The sequence below is a fragment of the Bacillota bacterium genome, assembly GCA_013178305.1.
Taxonomy (GTDB): domain Bacteria; phylum Bacillota; class Sulfobacillia; order JABLXB01; family JABLXB01; genus JABLXB01.
In genome coordinates, this window is sequence record JABLXB010000001.1 from 861974 (window position 1) to 883201 (window position 21228).

At 63.3% G+C, this 21228-nt stretch carries 21 protein-coding genes; 3 read left to right on the forward strand and 18 right to left on the reverse strand.

The window, feature by feature from the left end:
• Positions 1–70 precede the first annotated feature (70 nt).
• The 8 genes from HPY55_04025 to scfA all read right to left on the reverse strand — a co-directional run bounded on the left by HPY55_04025 (position 71) and on the right by scfA (position 9118).
• A complete protein-coding gene (locus HPY55_04025) occupies positions 71–901 on the reverse strand; it encodes a hypothetical protein (protein ID NPV69804.1) in 831 nt (276 codons plus the stop codon).
• Positions 898–2265 carry a hypothetical protein gene (locus HPY55_04030; GenBank protein NPV69805.1) on the reverse strand — a complete coding sequence of 456 codons (1368 nt, stop codon included), beginning with the start codon at positions 2263–2265 and terminating at the stop codon, positions 898–900. Before HPY55_04030 ends, HPY55_04025 begins: the two co-directional genes overlap by 4 nt.
• Positions 2262–4019, reverse strand: a complete 1758-nt coding sequence (locus tag HPY55_04035; GenBank protein ID NPV69806.1) for a HAMP domain-containing protein — start codon at positions 4017–4019, stop codon at positions 2262–2264. Before HPY55_04035 ends, HPY55_04030 begins: the two co-directional genes overlap by 4 nt.
• 27 nt (positions 4020–4046) lie before the next feature.
• Complete coding sequence (locus HPY55_04040) at positions 4047–4751, reverse strand: response regulator transcription factor (GenBank protein NPV69807.1); 705 nt, start codon at positions 4749–4751, stop codon at positions 4047–4049.
• Between the two features lie 5 nt (positions 4752–4756).
• Complete coding sequence (locus HPY55_04045; protein ID NPV69808.1) at positions 4757–5617, reverse strand: hypothetical protein; 861 nt, start codon at positions 5615–5617, stop codon at positions 4757–4759.
• A 275-nt stretch (positions 5618–5892) separates the two neighbouring features.
• Positions 5893–7272 carry a peptidoglycan DD-metalloendopeptidase family protein gene (locus HPY55_04050; protein ID NPV69809.1) on the reverse strand — a complete coding sequence of 460 codons (1380 nt, stop codon included), beginning with the start codon at positions 7270–7272 and terminating at the stop codon, positions 5893–5895.
• Between the two features lie 191 nt (positions 7273–7463).
• On the reverse strand, positions 7464–8981 hold the full coding sequence (gene scfB / locus HPY55_04055) for a thioether cross-link-forming SCIFF peptide maturase (protein NPV69810.1): 1518 nt from the start codon (positions 8979–8981) through the stop codon (positions 7464–7466).
• Positions 8969–9118, reverse strand: coding sequence for a six-cysteine peptide SCIFF (scfA, locus tag HPY55_04060; GenBank protein NPV69811.1), 150 nt, complete (start codon positions 9116–9118; stop codon positions 8969–8971). The genes scfB and scfA overlap by 13 nt, the downstream gene beginning before the upstream one ends.
• 318 nt (positions 9119–9436) lie before the next feature.
• On the opposite strand from scfA, the gene HPY55_04065 reads away from it, so the two are divergent.
• Positions 9437–10195, forward strand: coding sequence for a M23 family metallopeptidase (locus HPY55_04065; GenBank protein NPV69812.1), 759 nt, complete (start codon positions 9437–9439; stop codon positions 10193–10195).
• Here the strand turns inward: HPY55_04065 and HPY55_04070 are convergent.
• Positions 10188–11036 carry a polysaccharide deacetylase family protein gene (locus HPY55_04070; protein ID NPV69813.1) on the reverse strand — a complete coding sequence of 283 codons (849 nt, stop codon included), beginning with the start codon at positions 11034–11036 and terminating at the stop codon, positions 10188–10190. The two genes, HPY55_04065 and HPY55_04070, sit on opposite strands and share 8 nt — an antisense overlap.
• A 121-nt stretch (positions 11037–11157) precedes the next feature.
• Here HPY55_04070 and HPY55_04075 point away from each other — a divergent pair, with 121 nt between their 5' ends.
• Positions 11158–12489 (forward strand): oligosaccharide flippase family protein, encoded by a 1332-nt coding sequence (locus HPY55_04075; GenBank protein NPV69814.1) that lies wholly within the window; start codon positions 11158–11160, stop codon positions 12487–12489.
• Positions 12490–12683: 194 nt separating this feature from the next.
• Here the strand turns inward: HPY55_04075 and HPY55_04080 are convergent, their stop codons facing one another.
• The 3 genes from HPY55_04080 to HPY55_04090 all read right to left on the reverse strand — a co-directional run bounded on the left by HPY55_04080 (position 12684) and on the right by HPY55_04090 (position 14968).
• Positions 12684–12908 (reverse strand): aspartyl-phosphate phosphatase Spo0E family protein, encoded by a 225-nt coding sequence (locus HPY55_04080; GenBank protein ID NPV69815.1) that lies wholly within the window; start codon positions 12906–12908, stop codon positions 12684–12686.
• A gap of 197 nt (positions 12909–13105) precedes the next feature.
• Positions 13106–14200 (reverse strand): DUF4830 domain-containing protein, encoded by a 1095-nt coding sequence (locus HPY55_04085; protein ID NPV69816.1) that lies wholly within the window; start codon positions 14198–14200, stop codon positions 13106–13108.
• Positions 14201–14230: 30 nt separating this feature from the next.
• Positions 14231–14968 carry an SIMPL domain-containing protein gene (locus HPY55_04090; GenBank protein NPV69817.1) on the reverse strand — a complete coding sequence of 246 codons (738 nt, stop codon included), beginning with the start codon at positions 14966–14968 and terminating at the stop codon, positions 14231–14233.
• Between the two features lie 246 nt (positions 14969–15214).
• Between HPY55_04090 and HPY55_04095 the strand changes: the two genes are divergently transcribed.
• Positions 15215–16042, forward strand: coding sequence for a 3-keto-5-aminohexanoate cleavage protein (locus tag HPY55_04095; GenBank protein ID NPV69818.1), 828 nt, complete (start codon positions 15215–15217; stop codon positions 16040–16042).
• A 19-nt stretch (positions 16043–16061) separates the two neighbouring features.
• On the opposite strand, the gene HPY55_04100 is transcribed toward HPY55_04095, so the two are convergent.
• From HPY55_04100 to HPY55_04125, 6 genes are all read right to left on the reverse strand, one after another.
• Positions 16062–16382, reverse strand: coding sequence for a SocA family protein (locus HPY55_04100; GenBank protein NPV69819.1), 321 nt, complete (start codon positions 16380–16382; stop codon positions 16062–16064).
• 46 nt (positions 16383–16428) lie between these two features.
• Entirely contained in the window at positions 16429–17616 is a 1188-nt protein-coding gene (locus HPY55_04105; protein ID NPV69820.1) for an aminopeptidase P family protein, read from the reverse strand.
• A 79-nt stretch (positions 17617–17695) separates the two neighbouring features.
• Complete coding sequence (gene cysK / locus HPY55_04110; GenBank protein NPV69821.1) at positions 17696–18631, reverse strand: cysteine synthase A; 936 nt, start codon at positions 18629–18631, stop codon at positions 17696–17698.
• Positions 18632–18661: 30 nt separating this feature from the next.
• On the reverse strand, positions 18662–19306 hold the full coding sequence (locus HPY55_04115; GenBank protein NPV69822.1) for an ABC transporter ATP-binding protein: 645 nt from the start codon (positions 19304–19306) through the stop codon (positions 18662–18664).
• A 55-nt stretch (positions 19307–19361) separates the two neighbouring features.
• Positions 19362–20141, reverse strand: coding sequence for an ABC transporter ATP-binding protein (locus HPY55_04120; GenBank protein NPV69823.1), 780 nt, complete (start codon positions 20139–20141; stop codon positions 19362–19364).
• Positions 20142–20250: 109 nt separating this feature from the next.
• Complete coding sequence (locus HPY55_04125) at positions 20251–21222, reverse strand: branched-chain amino acid ABC transporter permease (protein ID NPV69824.1); 972 nt, start codon at positions 21220–21222, stop codon at positions 20251–20253.
• Positions 21223–21228: the final 6 nt, after the last annotated feature.

Below are 21228 nucleotides of genomic sequence, written 5' to 3' on the forward strand. Positions count from 1 at the left end.
ACCGCGCCTTCACGCGCGTGGAACCTTCGCCAGTGTACCGGCCATTTCCTGCGCCCCGGGCGGGCAACCGCTACTTCCCGACCCCCCGCGGACGCTCGACCTCGCCCGTGTGCGCGTTAACGTAAATCTCCCGGCTGTCGTCGAACAGCACCCTCCACACGGGAACGGATTCCCACTGCCTGGCGTCGTACGGTTCGCTGTAATACCCCAGTGTGACAGCCACAATTGACCGTCCCCTGGCGGAAGACCCGAGCGCCACCGCAGCCGTCACCACCGCCTCCGTCGACGGGATGATGCTGCGGCGCTGGGCGCTGTACCCCACTGGCTCGTACCACACGAACCGCGCCTCGGCGAGCCCGGCGGGGAACACCTTGACCGTGGCGTGAGAACTGAATAGCGGTCTCCCGTCGACACGAGCGCAAAAGTCCACGACCCACGAATCGCCCGAGGCCAGGGCGTAATCGAGTTCCAGCCCCGCCGACTTTCCCACGTATTCGTCGATAAACGCCCGCGCCTGCTGCACCGCGGCGTTCCGCGTGACGGGTTTGCCCCCGGCAGCCACGTCCCGCGTGTATATCACCGTCCCGTTGTCCAGGAGTGTCGCAAGGCTCGCAACCCCACCCGGCTTCGGGACGGAAAGCCTGTCGAGGACCTCGCGGGCGCGCGCGGCGCCCGGCCTCAGGACCAGGTACGGAAGCGGGGCCGGTCCCCGCGGCAGGGAACAGGCAAGGCGCACCCCGTCCGATTCCAGCCTGGCCTTCACGTTCCTCAGGTCCGCGCTGGTAATCGCGCCGTATTCGCGCGCCGCACCGCGTGTCTGCTCCCAGACCTGAAACCCCAGCGCGGTATCGAGCAGCAGGAATGCTATGATGAGTGCGGTTTTCGCCCTGGACCAGTTCACCTGGCTCTCTCCTCACCCCAGACAGCCCCCGACCTGGCGTCGACGAACGCCCTCGGCCCGGTCGCGGTTTCAATGACCCACACAAGCTTGAGCGCTTCCTGGCGCTCCCCGAGCGGGAGGCTCCAGTAGGCGTAGTATACGTCACGGATAGATCTCGTGACCCATTCCGGGAAAACCCCTCCCCAGTGCCTTGTGACGATGTTGAGCGCCTCCGCGCCCGGCACCGTGGGGTTAGCCGGCGCCGACGGGCCCACAACCACTCTCACGCACCGGCGATATGACTCGGTCCCCTGCGAGCTGAGCGTGACGGAGATGGGCGAGTCGTTCCCCCAGACCGGAATACCCCTGTACGAGTAAGAGAACTGGACCTCGCTGAGACCGCCGGAGAGCTTGTGAACCCGGCCCATTGAGTCAAGAAGGAAAGCCCCGTCGGGGAGCCCGCCGTGCGTGGCAACGAACTCGAGTGACCTCTCGAGCACGGTGAGTTCGTCCATCCCTGAGGCATCGCCGGTCACGAGCGGGCACGTGTACTCGATCGCCCCGGGGCGGTATATCCTGAGACCCTGCCGCCCATCGGAGTAGATCACGGCCCCGTCCTTCTCCTCGATCCTCCTGACCACGGACCTGTCCAGGAAGAACTTCTGGAGGATCTGATCGGGGACGAGCGGTTCCGGCTTGACCATGAGCGTCGCCACCGGCAGATCCAGCGGAAGGAACACCCCCCTGTCTATGCTGACGCCGTTGATCTCCGTGGGGGCCTCCACGTACCTGGCCGGCGGTTTTCTCATCACGTCCCTGAGCTGGGAGAGGAGTATCGACGAGTCTCTTCCCAGTCCCCGCAGGTCGAACCGGAGGTACCTGTCGTGCCTGTACGAGTACGCGAACACCGCGGGCGTCTTGCCCGTGGAGATCGCAAGCCTGTCGCACATGAAATCGGGTCCCTCGGTCCAGGGGTACCCGGTCCAGATGACCATCCACTGAGAGAATGGGAGCCTTACGGGCAAGATCACTTCGATGGACCCCTGCTCAGTCCTGAGCGCCCTCAGGTCAACAGGGCTCTCGCGGGGTACGCCGCTAACCTCGCCCAGGACGGCCCTCGATATGAGGCCGGTGTCCCACAATGCCGTGTAGTCAGACCCTCCCGGATACAGCACGGTGTGCTGGTTTCCGCCCAGGTGAACGACGATCCTCGACGGCCTGAGCGCCTGCTTGATGTCGACTTTGGGCTTTTCGGCTACTACCAGCTGGAACGGCTGCTCGGGACTACGCGCGGGTCCCTGGAAACCAAGCATGAGCCTGCCTGTTAGGACCAGGCTCAGCAACACCAGCACTGTGAGGGTAACCGACTTGGCGCGCTCTATCATTCCGGCACACCCCCCCCGCAGGTTCCGCCGGAGACCGGTACCCAGAATTCCACCTCTGTACCCTCACCGACGCGGCTCCTTATGGCGATGTCGCCCCCATGCGCGAGCACGATCTCGCGAGCGATCGACAGCCCGAGACCGGTCCCACCCAGCTCGCGGGACCGCGCCTTGTCCACCCGGTAAAATCTCTCGAAGATCCGCGGCAGGTCCTCCCGCGGGATGCCGATCCCGCTGTCGCGTATCACGACATGGACCCCGCCCGCCCGCGCGCATGCGGATACAGTCACTTGCCCGCCGGACGGGGTGAACTCCACCGCGTTAGCCAGGATATTGAGCGCTACCTGCTGCATCCTGTCGGAATCGGCCATCACGAGGGGCAGGTTGTCCGGCAAGTCCACCTGCAGCGAAATGCCCTTCCTGTCGGTCTGAGGCCGGATGAGCGTCACCGCCTCGATGACCGCGTCGCCCAGCGCGATCGGGCGGCGGTCCCAGAGCGTATCGTTCTGATCGAGCGAGGCGAGCTCCAGGAGGTCGCGGACCAGCCTGTTCATCCTGTCCGTTTCCTTGCTCACCGTCGTGAGGAACTGCCGCGTCAGGGCCGGGTCTTCCACGGCCCCGTCCGCCAGGGTCTCCACGTAGCTCTTGACGGACGTCAAGGGCGTCCTGAGCTCGTGGGAGACGTTCGCCACGAACTCGCGACGGAGTCTGTCGAGTCGCTCCGCCTCAGTGACATCCTGCAGCACGATGACGGTACCGGCTCGTTCTCCACCGGCACCGTCGGGGCCCCCGCCCTTGATCGGCGCGTAACGCGCCACGAGTGTGCGATCGGCAACCTTAAACCTATCCGCAGAATCCGCAAGCGGCCCGGACAGCGGTTTCCCGATCGATCCGCCCGGGTCCATCCCCAGCATCCGGCCTGCCGCGGGATTCATGGCCATGATCGCTCCGCACCCGTCGACCGCCACCACTCCGTCGGCCATGTTCGTCAGCATGACCTCGAGTTTGCTTTTCTCGCCGGATATCTCCGACAGTGTATCGCGCAGCCTGTTTGTAAGGTGATTGAACATGGCCGCCAGCTGGCCTATCTCGTCGTCCGACCTGACCTCGATCGTCTGCTGGAAGTCGCCCGCAGCCATCCGTCGCGCCTTCGCCGTGATCTCCTCGATCGGCCCGGTTATGGTCTGCGACACGATCAGCCCCAGCACCGCAGTCACGCCGAGCGCCAGCAGCGCGGAATAGACCAGTATCGTCCGGATGTCGGCGAGCGTACGGTACGTCCCCTCGAGCGACGCGATCACATACACGAGTCCCGCTATGCGCTCCCCGAGACGGATCGGCTCCACGAGGTGCAGCGCGCTGTCACCCGTGGCGGGGGCGATGCCGACAGTCTGGCCGCGTCCACCGGACAACGCCCTCGAGATCTCTGACTTGTTCAAGGCCCTCTCGAGTTCCTTCGGGTTGTCCCCGGACGAACCGATGAGCGTGCCGTTCGGGCCCAGCACGACGATGTCAAACCTGCTCTGCCGCCCGAACTCCTGGACCAGCTGGCTGATCCGCGACCTGTCGGGATCACCCGCCATGTACCTCTCGAGGAACCCGGCGACCAGCTGGGCCTGGGACACGACGGTGGTGGTGTAGCTGGAGATGTAATACTTCTCGAGCGCCTGGATGAGGTAGACGCCCGTGAGCTCCATTGCGACCAGGATGAGGAGGAGATATATGATGATAAGCCGCCAGCGGATGCTGCGTCCCACTCGGCCGCCTCCGTTCCAGTGCGGGTTTCAGGCGCCCGTTCGCTCTGCCTGCGGTGGAGCGAACGAGTAGCCGACCCCCCTCCTGGTGGTGATGAGCGCGGGGTTCCCGGGGTCCTGCTCGATCTTCTCCCTGAGTCGCCGTACCGTGACGTCGACCGTCCTGGTGTCCCCGAAGTACTCGTAACCCCACACCTCGTCGAGGAGCACCCGCCGGGTGAACACCTTGCCCGGGTTTGACGCCAGGAACCTCAGCAGCTCGAACTCCTTGAACGTGAGGGGGACTCTCGCGCCGCCCCTCGTGACTTCGTATGTATCGAGGTCGATCACCAGGTCGCCGGCCTGGATCTGCGTTTCGCCGCCCGCGGCGGGCTGCGCTCGCCTGAACAACGCCTTGACCCTCGCGACGAGCTCCCGCATCCCGAACGGCTTGGTTACGTAATCGTCGGCCCCCAGCTCGAGCCCCACAACCTTGTCGATCTCCTGTTCCTTCGCCGTAAGGAAGATGATTGGGACCCTCGACTTCTGCCTGATGATGCGGCACACCTCGAGGCCGTCCATCTTCGGCAGCATTATGTCGAGGATGATGAGGTCGGGCGGCTCCTTCTCCGCGAGATCCACGGCCGCCTGGCCGTCGTACGCGACGAGTACCTCGAAGCCTTCTCTCTCCAGGTTGAACTTGATTATGCCGGCTATGGGCTTCTCGTCATCGACGACCAGGATCTTCTGCGCCAACGATTTCACCTCTGCGGGCGTTCTTTCAACAATGGAGAGGCCTTATCCTGCGTTATCGCCTGCGCACTCGCGGTCGCCGCCGCGAGGTCCACCGCCTGTTCGAAGCCGTACCCGCTCCTCAGGAACGTCGCCAGCCGCCCGAGGCCGCCGGCGCCAAGCCTGTCGAGTACCACCCGGCTGAGATCCATCGAGCCGCGGTAGGCGGCGCCGAGCGTCTCCTCGCTGCGGAATGCCCGCTCAACCGCGATCACGGACACCGCGGGATCACCGGTACTCACGGTGTTCACCCAGGAGTAGCCGGTAGTCTCGTATTCGCGTATCTGCGCGATACCCTCCGAGAACCACAGCGGATAATTCCCGCCGGCAGCGTAGTCCAGCGCGAGGTGGGTGAGTTCATGGTTGAGCGGGTTGTACCGGCGGAACAGCTCGAGTGGTTGGCCTTCCCCGAACATGTCTCCCCACGCCGCCGGTGAGACTACCCCGACCACGCCCGCCCAGTACACGCCCACCGACCTCTCGGACCCTGACCCCGGGATGAGTTCCGCCATCGCTTCGAACGACGGGAGCAGCGCCACGTGCACCTCGCGGGGCAGGCTGCGGCCGTCATACGCGTCGGAGACCGACGTGTACGTGTCAGCCGCGTATCGCGCCACGGCGGGGGCAATCCCGGCATCACCCGGGGTGAAATGCAGAACGACGTTCCCCGTTCGCGTGACGAGCCACGTATCGAGGGTTCGCAGCGTGCGGGCTTTCTGCCACTCGCGTGCCGCGCAGTAAACCCGCGAACGCGCCAGCCTGAAGAGGTGCGGCACTCCCAGCCGCACTTCCAGCCGCGCGCCGGCGATGGACAGCAGAAGCACCGCCACTAAAGCGGCCGCCGCCAGGCGTAGTATAGAGGTAATGTCGCGGGTGTGTCTTATGGCCTCACGCAGGGCATTCATACCCACGGTTTCGACATGTTAACATAACTGTCCTGCGGATGTGTGGTGAAACCAGCTCAAAAAAAATGTGGCGCTCTCGCGCCACAAACACCTATATTTAAGAGGGGGTCATGAAAGGTTAGCCTTTCGCCTCGATTAGAATATAAAGCTCGCATGTTACAGCAGGATTACAGGGAGTTAAAAAGCCTGTTACTGAGGCCCTAGGAGCCGGACGGCGGGTACATCTTCAGTGGATCGGTAGGCGAACCATTCAGGCGGATTTCGAAGTGTAAGTGCGGGCCGGTGCTCCTGCCGGTGTTCCCGACGTTACCGATAACCTGGCCACGCTTTACGACCTCGCCCTGCTTGACGAGTATCTTCGACAGGTGCCCGTATACCGTGACGGCCTTCCCTTCGCCGTGGTCGAGCCTCACCACGTTGCCGTAGTAGGGCAACCGCCCTGCGAATGCGACCATGCCGCTGTCGGCGGCCATGACCGGCGTCCCCACCGGGGCGGCGATGTCCAGCCCGTGGTGGAAGCCACCACGCCGGGATCCGTACCTTGACGTGATGGAACCCTGCGCGGGCCACGCGAAGCTGCCGGTGCCCAGGTTGGGGATCAACTTCGACCCCTGCACCATGTACTGAGTCTGGGGTTCCGACAGGAGATTTTCCGAGACAATGCGCCGGGCCACCTCGCGCCCGTCCTTGCGGCTGATTTCCAGCACGACCTGCTTGCAGCCGGCGACGCCGCGGCGTGTTATCGCCTGCTCCCACGGCCACTTCGAGTCATCATACTCGACGTCGACCTCGAACGGGATCGCTATTTCCTGGGTCACAGTCTCGACAGTGACGACATTGACATAAGGCTCGGGCACGATGAGGTTGAGCGTCTGGCCTATCTTGAGCCTGTCTCCGGCGAGCTGCGGGTTCGCTTTCCTCACCTGCTCGACCGTCATGCCGTTTGCGTTTGCGATAGTCCAGAGGCTATCACCCTTCTGGACGACGTGCAGCTGGACGCGGTCGGTCCCACGGAGGAGGATCTGCTTAGCCTCGTCGGGTTCCTTGAGGGTTTCGGCGGGGACGCGCTTCTCGACGATTTCAACCTGCTGCAGCACGCGGGCCTGCTCTACTTTCGAGCTGGTGCCTTTACGCGAGGCCTCGCCGGCGTACGCCTGGCTGACTTCCTCCATGGTAAACTCCGCGGCGGAGCGATCGCGCAGCGCGACGACGTCTTTGCCTTCGACCTGGATGACGTACGCGGTGGCCGAGAACTGGAGCGTCTTCTGGAGAACCTCGGTCAATGCCTCGGGTGTGAGCGGCTCCGCGCCATTCGCCCCGTTGTCCTCGCGCTTTGCGGGGACACAGTCGACCTTGCTCATCACTTCGATGTCCGCGGGCCACACGTTCCTGGCCTCGGTTAATATGGCTTCGACGGATCTGGTGACTTCAGCGGGGTCCTTCACGGTCCCGATCCGATGGCCGTCTATGCTGACCACGTACACGGATGCGCGGGCGAGAGAACGAGCGCCCAGGCCCATGCCTGCGACGAGCAGCACGCCCACCAGGCACGCGGCCGACAGAGTCCACCGGCGCTTCATCCCCAGACGCCACCCCCAAGAAGCCATAGCATACAGTAGTTTCGACCCTTGGCCAAATCTTCCTTTCGAACCATCGAAGGAATATTATTCCGAACATTCCTGCATATATGTATATGTAAACAGCCGCGGGGATGACCCTTGCGCTGGTCCCAGCGCTGGGCCGGCGCTGGGTCGCCACTGACCTGGCCAGGCTAGGCCCGGCCCTGCACCCGGCCCCGGGCAAGCATGGCGCGGGTGTAGATAGCGCACTCGATGCGTTTCTTCTGGAGCTCGCAGCCTATATCATACGGTTCGTCTATACTCCCGCTCATGAGGTGAGCGTTGGCGTGGCACCCGCCCCCACAGGCATACCGCGCCCAGCATTGACGGCACTTCGGCTTGGTTGCCACGCCGGCGGCGCCGAACCGCTCACGCAGTGAGGGCCGCGTTACCCCATCCCAGACATCACCCATGGCGAACCCGTCGCGGCCGATGAACTGGTGGCAGGGGTAAAGCAACCCACCGGGGCTTACCGCAAGGTAATCCCGTCCCGCGCCGCAACCGGACATGCGCCTGGCAGCGCACGGTCCTCCGCGCAGGTCGATCTCGAAGTGAAAGAACCGGAACGGGCGCCCGGACCCGGCGCGCCGCACGTACTCCAGAGCCAGCCGTTCGTACTCGCGGCTCAGCACGGGCAGGTCGGACGCGGTGATGGCGCACGGGTGACCTCCGGAGCACACCACCGGTTCCATGGAGATGCAGTCGAAACCGAGGTCGAGCAGGTAAATCACGTCGTCTACGAACCGGAGGTTCCTGTGGGTATAAGTGCCCCTGACGTACAGGTACGGGTCGTTGGAGTGGGATCGCGAGGCCCGCGGGGTCCCCGCCGCGCCCGGCGTTCTTGACGATGCGAGAAGGCGAGCCCCCCGGAGCGCGTCGCCGTAACTCGATCCACCCGAAGCGAGCGTCCGCACGCCGTCGTGCACCTCGGGTCTCCCGTCGATGCTCACGACCATGTTGACTTCCGAGTCATTGAGATAATCGCAGATCTCCGGCGTGAGAAGTGTGGCGTTGGTGGTAAGCGTCAGTCCCACCTTCACGCCCTCACCGCGGCCCTTCTCGCGGGCGTACGCGATGGTGTCGCCGGCGACCTCCCAGTTTAGAAGGGGTTCGCCCCCGAAGAAGTCTATGTCGACACTCTCGCGCCGGCCCCTGTTCTCGAAAAGGAAGTCCACCGCGCGCCGTGCGACCTCGCGGGGCATCATGCCTCCCGGCGCATGCCGGTGTGCTCCGGCCGGGGGCGCGTTCCCCGCGCCAGGCGTGGCGTACGCGGCCCCCGAAGCAAAACAGTACTCGCAGCGCATGTTGCAGAGGTCCGTGACATACAGGCACAGCGCCTTTATGCCGGACGGGCGCGCCTTCTCAGAACCTGGTATATGGCCGAGGTCCCGGCCAGCGCAGCCATCCATTTCGAGGGGATCCCGCGACAGGAAGAAGCCCTCCTTCACCAGGTCCGCGACCTCATCACACGCGGATGCGCACGCCGCGGCCCCGTGGAGGCGGGTGATGTCCCCCGGCACGCGCATGCCGTTTACGGCGAATGGCAGGACGTCCCACGCAACTTCGTCCAGCAAAGCAACAGCGCCGCTCGCCACATCCAGCACAAGCGGCGCCCCGGCTACCCTGAACCTGTGTATCAGGCTCTCAAGCCGCGAATTCAGTTCCTGCAACTCTGGTTGCCCACCGTGCAAGAGGTCTTGCATGCCGACTGGCAGGAGCTCTGGCACTCGCCGCACCCCGTGCCTTCACCGGTCTTCAGGTTGGGCTCCGCAATGATCTCGATGTGCTTGAGGTCCCTGGTTTTCACAACGCTTCCTCCCCGGGCCAGTTTCGCCTAGATTATACTATGCCGTTCTCCTTTTCATAGACAAATCCTCCACTGGAGCCGTCCGAAAGGTTCCTATCGCGTCAAGGGGAGAGGCGTTTCATTCTCGCTAGATGCCGGCAAAGCCGGGCGCTGGCAAGTCGGCCCTGCCCGCGCATAGAATGTGGCGGAGCCCGTCGCACTCTTCCAGTCACTTCCTTCGCGCCCTGCACCTGGCACGGCACGCCCGGCCAGCCGTTTTGACTACGTTCTTCTTCTCCTGGTTACTATACCAAACGAGTTGTCCAGGGGGGTACGCAAGTGAGGTCAAACGGAAACACCGCTCTCGGGGTGCCTGTGCTGCCGGCGATGATGTGCTGCATTCTCATCGCGGCGTGCGCGGGCTTCGGTATGGGGGTGGCGATTTCGGCGATGCCCGGTCCGGCCTACCACGCCGGGGCGTCGGCGGACGCCGGCGAACCCTTGGACGCCGGAGCCCCCGCGGACTCCGGAGCACCGGCAAACCCCGGCGGGGGGGCGACACCGGCGCTCCTCGCCGGCACAGGCGCGCAGGAGCCGCCACCGTTGGAGCCACGCCTCGAGTCACGGATTGCGAATGAGGGTAGCGAGGGCGTGGCGGGCGCCCAGCTGGTACATAAGGCGGGCGGCAAGGAGGCCGCGTGGAACCCGTTCACCGCGCCCATCAGTCTGGCGATCCCCGTGGCAGGCGCGATCAGCTCGGAGTACGGTTTCAGGTGGGGCAGGTTACACGAGGGGATCGACATAGCCAGTTCGTATGGCCACCCCGTCAGGGCGGCGGCGGCGGGGGTAGTCCGCTACGCCGGGTACCGCGGGACGTACGGGAAACTCGTGGTTCTGAGGCATGAGCAGAACACCGAGACGTATTACGGCCACCTGTCGCAGATAATGGTCAAGGCCGGCCAGAAGGTTGAAAAGGGATCGGTAATCGGGCGCGTGGGCAGCACGGGCCTCAGTACGGGTCCGCACCTTCACTTCGAGGTGCGCGTTCGCGGCCGGCCGCTGGACCCGTCGTACGTTCTCGGTATAAACCTCACCTGACCGGGAACATCTCCGTGAGGGTAACGAAACGATATCCTTTCGCGCGAAGCTGGTCTATTATTACCGGCAGCGCCTGCACGGTGCCGGACAGGTCCTCCCCCGGTCCGCCGGCCGAGTGCATGAGTATCACCGACCCGTTGGCCACCAGCGGCACGACGTTGTCTATCACCTGCTGTGAGTTCAGGCCCCTCCAGTCGAGGGAATCGACGCTCCACAGGTACAGGCGGTAGCCTGAGTTGGCCAGGGATTCCACCGACGACACGTGGACCGCGCCGTACGGCGGCCGGAACATGTCTGTCCGCCTGACTCCGAACCGGCGCAATGCCTCGCCGGCGCTCGCGATCTCGCTGCTGATCTCGTCGGCGGTGAATCGCATCACATTGGGATGGTTGTAGGTGTGGTTGCCCACCGCGTGGCCTTCCGCGATTATCCTCCCAACCACTGCGGGCGCCTCCGACAGGCGCTTTCCTATGAGGAAGAACGTGGCTCGCACGCCCTTCTGCGCGAGGGCGTCCAGTATCTGCGGGGTGAACTGGGTGTCCGGGCCATCATCGAACGTCAGAGCCACGAGGTTCTGCTTCACGTCTCCCTGTCGCAACACCCGATCGGGGTATATCCTGGCGAGGTCGAATTCACCGAGCACCCGGTTATCCCGCTCGTGGCCCCCGGCCAGTGGTGATACTCCCACCTGAGGCGACCCCGAAGGCGGCAGGCCGGCCGGCGGATTTATGCGGGGCGTGCCCGGCAATCCCGGTATCGCCGGCCTCGACAGGGCGAAATAGGCGAGCAGGCCCACCAGCGCCGCAAGTATGATCGCCCGAAGGCTGTTGCTCCTGATCATGGCATCCTTCCTCTCACGCCCTCTGTTTACAGCTATTCTCGCCTCGGAAACCCCACTGTATTCCTGCGGGATGCCCGGCGTGAGCGGCGCATAGCATCGTGTCAGCCGGTCGAACGGGAGGTTGCCGGCAGGGCGTATGCGGCGGAGAAGGCAACGTCTGGCGACGGTTACGGCCGTCCTGACGATGGGCGCGCTCCTTTCACGCTTCTGGGGCCTGGCCCTGAGGAGCGTGATGGCGCGCGTCATGGGAGCCGAAGGAATAGGGCTGTTTCAGGTAGTCAGCGCATATTTCATGGGATTCGTGATACCCATTACCGACGCGATGTCACCCGCGACATCGAGGATCGTCGCGCAACATTCGGATGGCCGGCGAAACCCCCATATCGACAGGACGGTGGCAGTGGCCACGTGCATTGCCGTGGTAGCAGCGACGGTGAGCCTCATCCTGGCCAGGGTGTTGCGCCCGCCGTCGCTCGAGGCGCGCGAGGCCCTTCCCCCCGGCGCCGCCGGTCTCATGATCCTGTCGTCCTCGATGTGGGCGGTCCTGGAGGGTTTCTTCCTTGGTTCCAACAACGTGGGGTCACTGGTCGCCGCGGAGCAGGTAGCTGAGGTATGCCGCTTCGGGCTGATCGTATTCGTCCTGATGCGCGCCGCAGTCTCCTCCATCAGCGACCAGGTGAGGTGGATCATCGTCCTGACCGCGTTCAGCGAGGTTCTCGGCCTGGCGCTGATGGGGGCGAAGTACGCGCAGATCGAGCACGTGCAGAGGCCGGCCCGCCCGGGGGACGCGTCCGGCCCTGCCTCGCTGAAGGTGGCGCGGGAGTTGCTCGGCACGGCGGCGCCGGTGTCACTCACGCGCCTCATCAGCTCGGCGTTGCGCATGGCCGAGGTCTCGCTGGCCCCACAGGCGCTCTGCAGGGCGGGGTTCTCATTTCACGCCGCCCTCGCCGGATACGGGCAGGTTACGGGAATGGCGGGACCCGTGGTATTCATACCCGGCGTCGTCATCTCCTCACTGGCGGTATCGCTGGTACCCGACGTTGCGGGTTGCGGGGACCCGGTGAAAGCGCGCCGGAGGATATGGACCGCTGCCGGCGTCGCGCTGGCGTTCGGGCTGGTAGTCACGGTCACGATCAGGCAATTCGCGCCGGTGGTGTCCAAGGTGCTCTACGGGTCCGCATGCAACCCAGCGGTGCTGAGGCAGATGGCCGCCCTGGCGCCAAGCCTTTACGTTGACCAGGTCTCCTCTGCGGCCCTGCGCGGGCTGGGGCGCGCGAACGCAGCCCTGGCATCGGACATGATAGCGTGGTTCGTGCGTCTCGGGCTAATGGTGTACCTGCCGGGAAGGCCTGAATGGGGGGTTTCCGGTATCGCGGCGGCCGTGGTGGCCTCATCGATCGTCTCGGCGCTCATTAACGTGGGGGCGATAGCACATCTCCGCCGGAAAGTATAACGGCGCCCGCGGTTCGCCGGCGCCGTCAGCTATCCTGTGGTACTGTCCTGGGCCGCCATTGCGACTATCCACCTCGTTGCTGCGCGTTCTCGAGATTTGGGTCGACTCCGCCCAGTTCACCACTATCAAGACTTGCCATGAATTGGTCCATTTTATTCAGCAACGTGGCGACGTCTTCTTTCAGCGTAGCGTTGTCATGTTCGATCCTGAGACATATCGCGTGGATTTCCTCCGCCAGCCTGACTCTCTGCCCCCTCAAGCTCACGTTCGGAATCCCCTTCCTCCCTTAAGTAGGAAACCACGAGCGTATCTATCTGTCTGCTCAGCTCCAGGACACACTCCTCCTGGAGTGGATTCCTGCTTGCCAGGTCGGACAACTCCTTTCTCAATTTCCTGATCCGGTCGGAGATATCGCTCAATACTCCGGCCTCCTCTACGCTCGCCTTGTAAGGGCGTGAGCTTCCACTCGCCGGCAGCAAAATCCTAGCAACTTCGGCAGGAATCGTTCGCCAACCTTCGACACTCCTCACAAACCCCCAGCATAGAGCGGCAACTGCCGCACCTTTGGGGCGCGGCAGCGTCGTGACCGGTGACCCGCAGTCATGGCCGGCACAGGTCATGGTCCAGTGCCCATGCCCTCTATCTTCCAGCCCAGATTCGACCGCGTCAGGGTGATGAACCGCGTCGTCCGGCCGGTGGGGGTGTTAAAGGCTGCGTCCCTCCACTTGAGTTCAACCTCTGCCGCGACCTCGATGCTGTTGCGGTCGCCGACCTCCTTCAGCTCCACGGCCGGCTTCTGGGGGTCGAGGAACTTCCAGGATATCAGCCGGCACTTGACGATATTTTCGACAAGCGAGTTGTTGTGCCCAAAGCCCGGGTTATACAGCCGCTTCGGGACCAGATTCACGGTCAGCGAATTCTGGTGCGAACGAGGGCTCAGGCACGCGTTCGCCCTCACCCTGTCGCCCTTCTGGATCGCGTCGAAGAACGCCTTGACCACGTCGACCGGGCCAAGGGTCATAAGGTCGGCGTTCTTGCCTGCGTCCGAGAAGTAGTCCTCTCGCTCGACCCATTCCTCAAAGGACAGTCCGGTGATGTCATTCAGGTTTCGCATCCGGACCGACGGGCCAATTCCCATAACGTTGAACGTTAGCCACGCACCGGCAACTTTGCCGTCATCGAGCAGCAGGACTATGTTCGACGGATACCTGTACTGGCTCTGCGGCCCCTCGCCCGGAAGGCCGCCGGCCAGGCTCCCGCGCCATACCTCGACCTCTCTCCCCTTGAGCGGCGTCAGGTCGAGCCCCACATTCCTCGAGAATTCGTTCGCGAGGCCCCAGTAGAGGCCGGCCGGGTACTCCCCGAGGCGAACACCCCACGACTTCGGGACTTCCACCTTGAATCGCTCGGGTTCCCCTTCAACCCGGAGGTCGTGCCTCTTGAGGAATTCTTCAACCGTCAAACGCTCGCCGTTGGGCGCCGCGCCCGGACCGGGTTGGTGAGCCGGAGTCTCACCCGGCGCGGGCTGGGCCGCCGGCTGTCGCCCTGCGTCGTGTGAGCCGCTTCCCACTGGCGGCGTAGAACCGCCCCACACGACGTACGCCGATACGAGCGTCACGCTCAACACCACGCTTATCAGCCCGGCTACCACCAACAGCAGGCGCCTGCCACACACACAAGGCACCATGTTTGCACCCCATTCAACGTGCAAACGCCGTCCTTCCGCCGTCACCACACCAGCCTACTCCAGTGCGAATTCCGCGTTGACGACGGCGGTGATCTCCTTGTCCAGGGATGACGTATCGTTGATGCCGTAGTCCGCGACCTCGGTCGAGTTGAGCGGGGTGATCTGGAACACGCCCATCTTGGCGGCCCTGAGGTGCCCCACCTTGCTCCCGCTGGCGGCGGCCATCTTCTCCGCCCGCGTCGCGGCGTCCTTTGCCGCCTCGGCAAGCATGTCGATCTTGACGTCATTGAGCTTCGTGTACAGGTACTGCGGCGGATTGGACTGGAAGACGACGCCCTGGTCGATGAGTTCGCTCGCCTCCCGCGACAGCGTCGTGATCTTCTCGACGTCCGTCGACCGGACCTGCACCGATTGCATCATCCGGTAGCCCATTACCTCGTTGGTCATCCGGCCCGTTTTCGGATCACCCGCGTAGATGGTCTCCGTCCAGACCGGTTGGAACGTGATGTCCTTCTCCGGGATACCCTTCGCTACCAGATACGCTTTGATTTTCGCCTGGTCGGCCTTCATGACGCCGTACACGTCCGGCAGGGCGTCTCCCTGGCGCGAGAAGTTGCCGTTCCACGTCGCGAGATCCGATTTTATCTGTTTCTTCGCCGACCCCGTGACAGTGATGGACTTCTTGGCGCTCACGAGGGCCTGGATCGGCCTCGTCACAACAAGCGAGCAGGCGATGAGCGCCAGCGAGGCAATGATGGCCGGAACGATTAGTGAGTTCTTAGTGGAATTCAACGCGACCCACCCTTTCTTGAACCGCTGGGGACCCGCCGGTTGTGAGCACCGGTGTGTGCTCCATCACTTATTGACGCCGGGGCCGCCCCGCGTGTTCCCCCCTTGGAGGTACTGCGCAACTCCTGCGATCACCTTCATCCAAGGGGCGCCGGCGTTGCGGCCACGGGGGAATCTCGCCACGGGCGGCGAATTACATCGGGTCAGCATCTTCTTTCAGCATCTGCCATTGGCGGGAGGGGTTTTTCGGTGGACAAGCTCATCATCGTGGTCGCGCCCGTGGGCGCCGAGGTCACCAGGAAGGAGCAGCCTAACCTTCCTATCACGGCCGGCGAGATCGCGCGGGAGGTCAAGCGGTGCCGCGAGGCGGGCGCCGCCGTGGTGCACCTCCACGTCAGGGATAAGGACGGCAACCCGACCCAGGACAAGAACGTTTTCCGGAAGGCTATCGAGGCTATAAAGCAGGAAGCCCCGGATATCATCGTGCAGGTGTCCACCGGCGGTGCCGTGTGGATGACGCCGGAAGAGCGGATGCAGTCGATATACTCGCACGACGCGGTCGAGATGGCGACCATCTCGACGGGCACCCTGAACTTCGGAGAGGACGTGTTCATGAACACGTTCAAGATAATGGAGTCGTTCGCGAAGGCCATAAAGGAACGCGGCATCAAGCCCGAGATCGAATGCTTCGACGCCGGCCACCTGGATAACGCCATGATCCTGGTAAAGCGCGGGCTGATCACCCTACCCGGCCACTTCGACTTCGTGCTGGGCGTGCCCGGCGCGATGGCCGGAGCGCTGCGCAACATGGTGTTCATGTCGAACAGCGTGCCCGCGGGGTCGACCTGGCAGGTAGCCGGCATCGGCCGCGCCGAGCTGCCGCTCGCGGTGGCGTCCGTTGTGTCAGGCGGCCACGTGCGTGTGGGTTTCGAGGACAACATCTTCTACTCGAAGGGGCGCCTGGCGAACTCCAACGCCGAGCTCGTGGCGCGCGTTTCGCGAGTCGCAGCCGAAGTTGGCCGGGAGGTCGCGACCCCCGACGAAGCACGGAGGATCCTGGGGATCACGTCCAGTTGATCCCAAAGGCTGGCACGGGTTACAGGTTAGTACGGACCGTAGCGGCGGTCTCAATCCATGCCCATACGTGCTGAAAATTGTCGGGGACCGGGCCCATCTCCAAGCGGGCGTAGGGGAACCCACTGATACTTACTCCCTGCCTGGCGTAATGCAGGAAGTCGGCGTAGAACAGCAGCTTCATGAGCTTGACCTTATACAACTGCTCCCGCGACTGTGCGACAAGGTAGATCATCATCTTGGCCAAGCGCTCGAGGCTTGGTTCGCGGAACCCCGTGTATTCGCCTGGCTGACTGCGCCGGTACTCCCTATACGCAGCCAGCAAGTTCGCCGGGGACCCCATTCAACCGCCTTCAGGTAAAGCCGCCCACGTGGCGAATTGGGGGCTCTTACAGCACTTCCATCTCCTTCGACGGCGGCGACAGGTATTCCGCGCCTTTCTCGGTGACGACCACCGTATCCTCTACCTGAATACCGCCGAAACCCAGCTCGTAATACGGCGTCTCCACGCAGAAGACCATCCCCGGCTCCAGCGGAGTGGTTATTCCCTCCCTCAACATGGGCGGGTCGTATATCTCCGCGCCGATACCGTGTCCTACATGGGTTCGCTTGAAGTGGGGAATGCCCTCCTTGCGCGTAGTATCCACGGCCACGCCGAACAGCTTCTCAGGGGGGACCCCGGGCCTCATCGCTGCGACGGCCTTCCTCACGCCCTCCAGCGCGGCCTTGTGATAGGTCAGCGCCCTGTCGCGGGTCCGCCTGTCCGGCTCGCCGAACAGGGCGATCCGTGCGAGGTCAGCATGGTACCCCTGGTAGACGCACCCCGCGTCTAACCTGATGATGTCGCCTTTCTTGAGCCTGCGGTTCCCGGGCAGGCCGTTCGGGTACGCCGAGTGCGTTCCGAACAGCACCACGCTCAGGATGGTGGCGGCACCGTTATCAAGCAGGTATTTTTCATAGACGGCGGCCAGCTCGACTTCCGTCATACCCTCCCTGGCGGCGGCCAGCGAATGGTCCATGGCGGCGCAGGTAATCTCCGCAGCACGTTTCAGCCGCCCTATTTCCCCGGCAGTCTTGACCGTCCTGATCTCTTTCCATGCCGCGAAAGCGGGGGCAATAGCACCCCGGAACGATCCTGCCAGGGCGTTCCACTCCTGCGGGGTGAGGCCGGACTCGTCCACGGCAACCTTGCAGCCCTGGAGGCCCAGGTGCTTCAGGAGGTCGACCAGCGTCTCAATGGCAGCCGAGCCCCGGACCGACGCAAGCGCCCGCGACAGCTTGCCATCAGTACCCGGCAGGGCGGGGTCCGCCCCTTCGATGAAGAACTTCCCGAATGGCCAGACCTCTATCCCGTCGCGCAACTCCTCGACCGCGAGGTCGGCCTCGCCCACGGGGAACACCGCCGTCACGCGCGGGGGGTTCCCCGGCAGTACAACGCTGAATACCTTCGTCCCGGCAATCGTCTTCTGTCCAAGGCTGGCGAACCCCGTGCTGTAGAACACGTTCGGAAAAGAAGTCGCCACGATCGCGTCGTAACCGCCTCGGCGGAGCAATGCATTCAGTCTATCAATGTTCATCAACACACCACCTTTAACCACCGCTGGGCATTTCGCCCTGCGACCCCCTGGTCTGATGCATTTCGGGCAGCAAGCCGCCCTACAGAGCCGCCCAGAGTTCATCCTCCAGGTAACGCTCGCCCGTATCCGGCAGGATCGTGAGCACTCGCCCACCCGCGGGCAGTCTCTTCGCCACCTCGACCGCGGCATGGACTCCCGTGCCGCTCGATATGCCGGCAAATATGCCCTCTTCCCTCGCGAGCCTGCGGGCCATTGAGTAAGCCTGGTCGTCGGTCACGCTGAGCCAGCCGTCAACGATCCCCCGGTTCAGTATCTTCGTATTCTGAGCGTCGCCGATCCCTTGCTGCTTGTGAAGCCCCTTCTTTCCGCTGCCTTCCTGCGCCGCAGCTTCTGGTTCCACACCGTATACCTTGATACCGGGGATCGCGGCCTTCAGGATCTCGCCAATACCCGTGAGTGTCCCACCGGTGCCGATGGTCGAGACGAACGCGTCCAGCCTCCCATCGGTCTGGCGGAGAATCTCCGCGGCGGTGGTGCGCCTGTGGATGTCAGGGTTACCAGCGTTATCGAACTGTTTGAGGTAGACGTATTTCGGGTCGGACGCCTCGAGCTCGAAGGCCTTGTTCCTGCAGGCCCACACCGTTTTCTCCATGTCCTCGAGGGTAGGCGTGAGGATCACCTCGGCGCCGTATGCCTTGACGATCTTCCTGCGTTCCTTGCCCATATGCTCAGGCATTATGATAATCGCCTTGTATCCCTTGACCGCGGCTATCATCGCGATGCCTATACCCTGGTTACCGGTGGTCGCCTCGACTATCACGGACCCGGGTTTGAGCTTCCCTTCACGCTCCGCCTTCTCGATCATGCCCAGCGCCGTCCGGCTCTTGATGCTCCCGCCGATATTGACAGCCTCGAACTTGACCACGACCTCGGCGTCAACGCCCTTCGTAATCCGGTTCAGCCGGATAATGGGCGTGTTCCCTATGGCCTCCAACACGTTTGAGTAGATCTGCATCGTATCAACCTCCCAGCCGATTTCGACTCCTCAGGTCTCTCCCAGGTATGACTTCCGGACAGTCTCGTTCGAGAGGAGTTCCCTGGATCTGCCTTCCAGTGTGATAGCCCCCGTCTCCAATACGTACGCTCTTTGCGAAATCTCCAGGGCGATCTTGGCGTTCTGCTCAACGAGAAGGATGGGGAGGCCGCCCGCCGCGATCTCCACAATCTTCTCGGCGATCTTGTCGACAAGTAAAGGCGCCAGCCCGAGCGACGGCTCGTCCAGCAGCAGCATTTTGGGTTGGGCCATGAGAGCGCGGCCGATGGCCAGCATCTGCTGCTCGCCACCGGATAAGGTGCCCCCGGGTTGTGAACTGCGCTGTCTCAGGATGGGAAACAGGTCATACACGTGGTTTAGCTCGCGCACGATGGCCCGCCTGTCGCGGACCAGATATGCACCCATCACCAGGTTCTCGCGTACGGTGAGACTGGAGAATATCTTGCGTCCCTCGGGGACGTGAATGATCCCGCGAGCAGCGATCTTGTGCACCGGCAGGTTATCGATCCGATTCCCCATAAACCTGATGCTCCCCGATCTCAACGGGTGCAAGCCGGAGATCGCCTTGAGGATACTCGTCTTTCCGGCGCCGTTGTTTCCGATGAGGGCGACGACCTCTAGCGCGCCGATGTTCATCGATACCTTCCGGACTGCGATTATGTCTCCGTATGCGACCTCGATGTTCGAGAGCTCAAGCACCAGCGGCGCCCCCTTTGTATCCCTTGCCGAGATAGGCCTCGATGACTCGGGGGTCTTGCTGTACCTCGGCGGGCAACCCCTCAACGATTTTCTCGCCCTGGCTCAACACGACGATCCTTTCGCTGAGGCCCATCGCCAGCTTCATGTCGTGCTCGATGAGGAGTATCGTCTTGCCAAGGTTGTCCCGTATCGAAAGGATAAGGCCGGCCAGCGCAACCTTCTCTGCGCTGTTCATTCCAGCCGATGGTTCGTCGAGCATGAGTAGCTTCGGTTGCGTCGCGAGTGCACGAGCTATCTCGAGCCGGCGCTGCAGGCCGTACGGAAGGCTTCCCGCCTTCTCGTCCTTCAGGCGCGCTATCCCCGTAAACTCCAGGAGTCGCAGGCTATCCTCCTTCGTACGCCGCTCTTCCTCCTTGAGCAACCTCGACCTGGTGATCGCATCCATTAAGCCGGTCCTCATCCGGCAGTGAAAGCCCAGCTGGACGTTCTCCAGCACAGACATATCGCCCAGCACCCTGATGTTCTGGAACGTTCTACTTATACCGAGCTCGCAGAGCCGGTACGAAGGGAGTCCCGCCGACGAGCGGCCGCCGAACACGACCTCGCCCGCAGTGGGTTTGATAATCCCCGACACAACGTTGAACAACGTGGTCTTGCCTGCGCCATTCGGCCCGATGAGTCCGTGTATAGACCCATCGCGAACGCTCATGCTGACCCCGTTAACAGCCACAAGGCCACCGAACCGCACCGTGAGGTCCTTTACCTCGAGCATGCTACGATCTCGCGCGACGCAGGTCTCGCTGGAGTTGCCATTCCCCGGCCACCTTCGTTCACCCATGCCAATCTTGCTCACCGCACTGCCTCCATGCAGATACGTCCGACTAAGCCTCGACACCGGCACGCCGTTCAGCGAGCGATCGTCTGAACCGCCGGATGCGATCCACCAGGTCGCCCTCTTTGAGGATAACCCCAACGATCATGACGACCCCGACCAGGATCATCCTGTAGAGGTCGGCAAAACGCAGCATTTCCGGCGCCAGGGCGAGTATCACAGCCCCGAGCACGGGCCCGAACAGCGTCCCCGCGCCGCCCAGGATCACCATGCAGATCATGGTGACCGAATCAGCCGAGGTGAAACTGTCGGGACTCACGAAAGTCACGTAGTGCGCGTAAATACTTCCCATACCGCCCGCCAGGAACGACGACAGGACGAACGCCAGCACCTTGTAGTAGACTACATTGACGCCGAGCGACCCCGCAGCAGTCTCGTCGTTCTTGATAGCCCTGAGCGCCCTGCCGATACGCGAGCCGACCAGGTTCCGGATTATCAGGATCTCGATTGCCAGCACAGCCAGAGCGTAGTAGCAAAAGCCCACCTTGCTGAGCTGGTACTGGCCGAATTCCGCCGACGGTATGCCCGGCAGCCCCATCGGGCCGTTTGTAACAGCGTCCCAGTTGAGCTCGACGAGCCTTACTATCTGCCCGAAGCCCATGGTGGCCAGCGCCAGGTATATCCCCTTCAGCCTCAAAGTGGGCAGGCCCAGCAGGAGGCCGGCAATGCTTGCCACGGCGCTGCCGGCGACCAGCGTGATGTAGAAAGGCACCCCGAAGCGGAGGCCGAGTAAAGCCGCGGTATATGCACCTATCCCGAAGAACGTTGCGTGCGAGAGATTGGCAAGGTTCGTATATCCCACAGCGATGTTGAGGCTGCACGCCAGCGATGCCCACAGCGTGGCCATGAAGAACATGTGCACCCAGTACTGGGTGGGGAGAATGACGGGCAGGATGAGCGCCACCAGAATGGCGGCGACCAGCGCTTTGTTATTGGACAGTGTCCGCAACGGGCTCGTCATGGTCGC

Excerpts from the sequence above, each read along its gene's own strand:
- HPY55_04030 (NPV69805.1), bottom strand. The coding sequence starts at position 2,265 with ATGATAGAGCGCGCCAAGTCGGTTACCCTCACAGTGCTGGTGTTGCTG.
- HPY55_04050 (NPV69809.1), bottom strand. The coding sequence starts at position 7,272 with ATGAAGCGCCGGTGGACTCTGTCGGCCGCGTGCCTGGTGGGCGTGCTG.
- HPY55_04070 (NPV69813.1), bottom strand. The coding sequence starts at position 11,036 with ATGATCAGGAGCAACAGCCTTCGGGCGATCATACTTGCGGCGCTGGTG.
- HPY55_04100 (NPV69819.1), bottom strand. The coding sequence starts at position 16,382 with ATGGGGTCCCCGGCGAACTTGCTGGCTGCGTATAGGGAGTACCGGCGC.
- HPY55_04105 (NPV69820.1), bottom strand. The coding sequence starts at position 17,616 with ATGAACATTGATAGACTGAATGCATTGCTCCGCCGAGGCGGTTACGAC.
- cysK (NPV69821.1), bottom strand. The coding sequence starts at position 18,631 with ATGCAGATCTACTCAAACGTGTTGGAGGCCATAGGGAACACGCCCATT.
- HPY55_04115 (NPV69822.1), bottom strand. The coding sequence starts at position 19,306 with ATGAACATCGGCGCGCTAGAGGTCGTCGCCCTCATCGGAAACAACGGC.
- HPY55_04120 (NPV69823.1), bottom strand. The coding sequence starts at position 20,141 with ATGCTCGAGGTAAAGGACCTCACGGTGCGGTTCGGTGGCCTTGTGGCT.
- HPY55_04125 (NPV69824.1), bottom strand. The coding sequence starts at position 21,222 with ATGACGAGCCCGTTGCGGACACTGTCCAATAACAAAGCGCTGGTCGCC.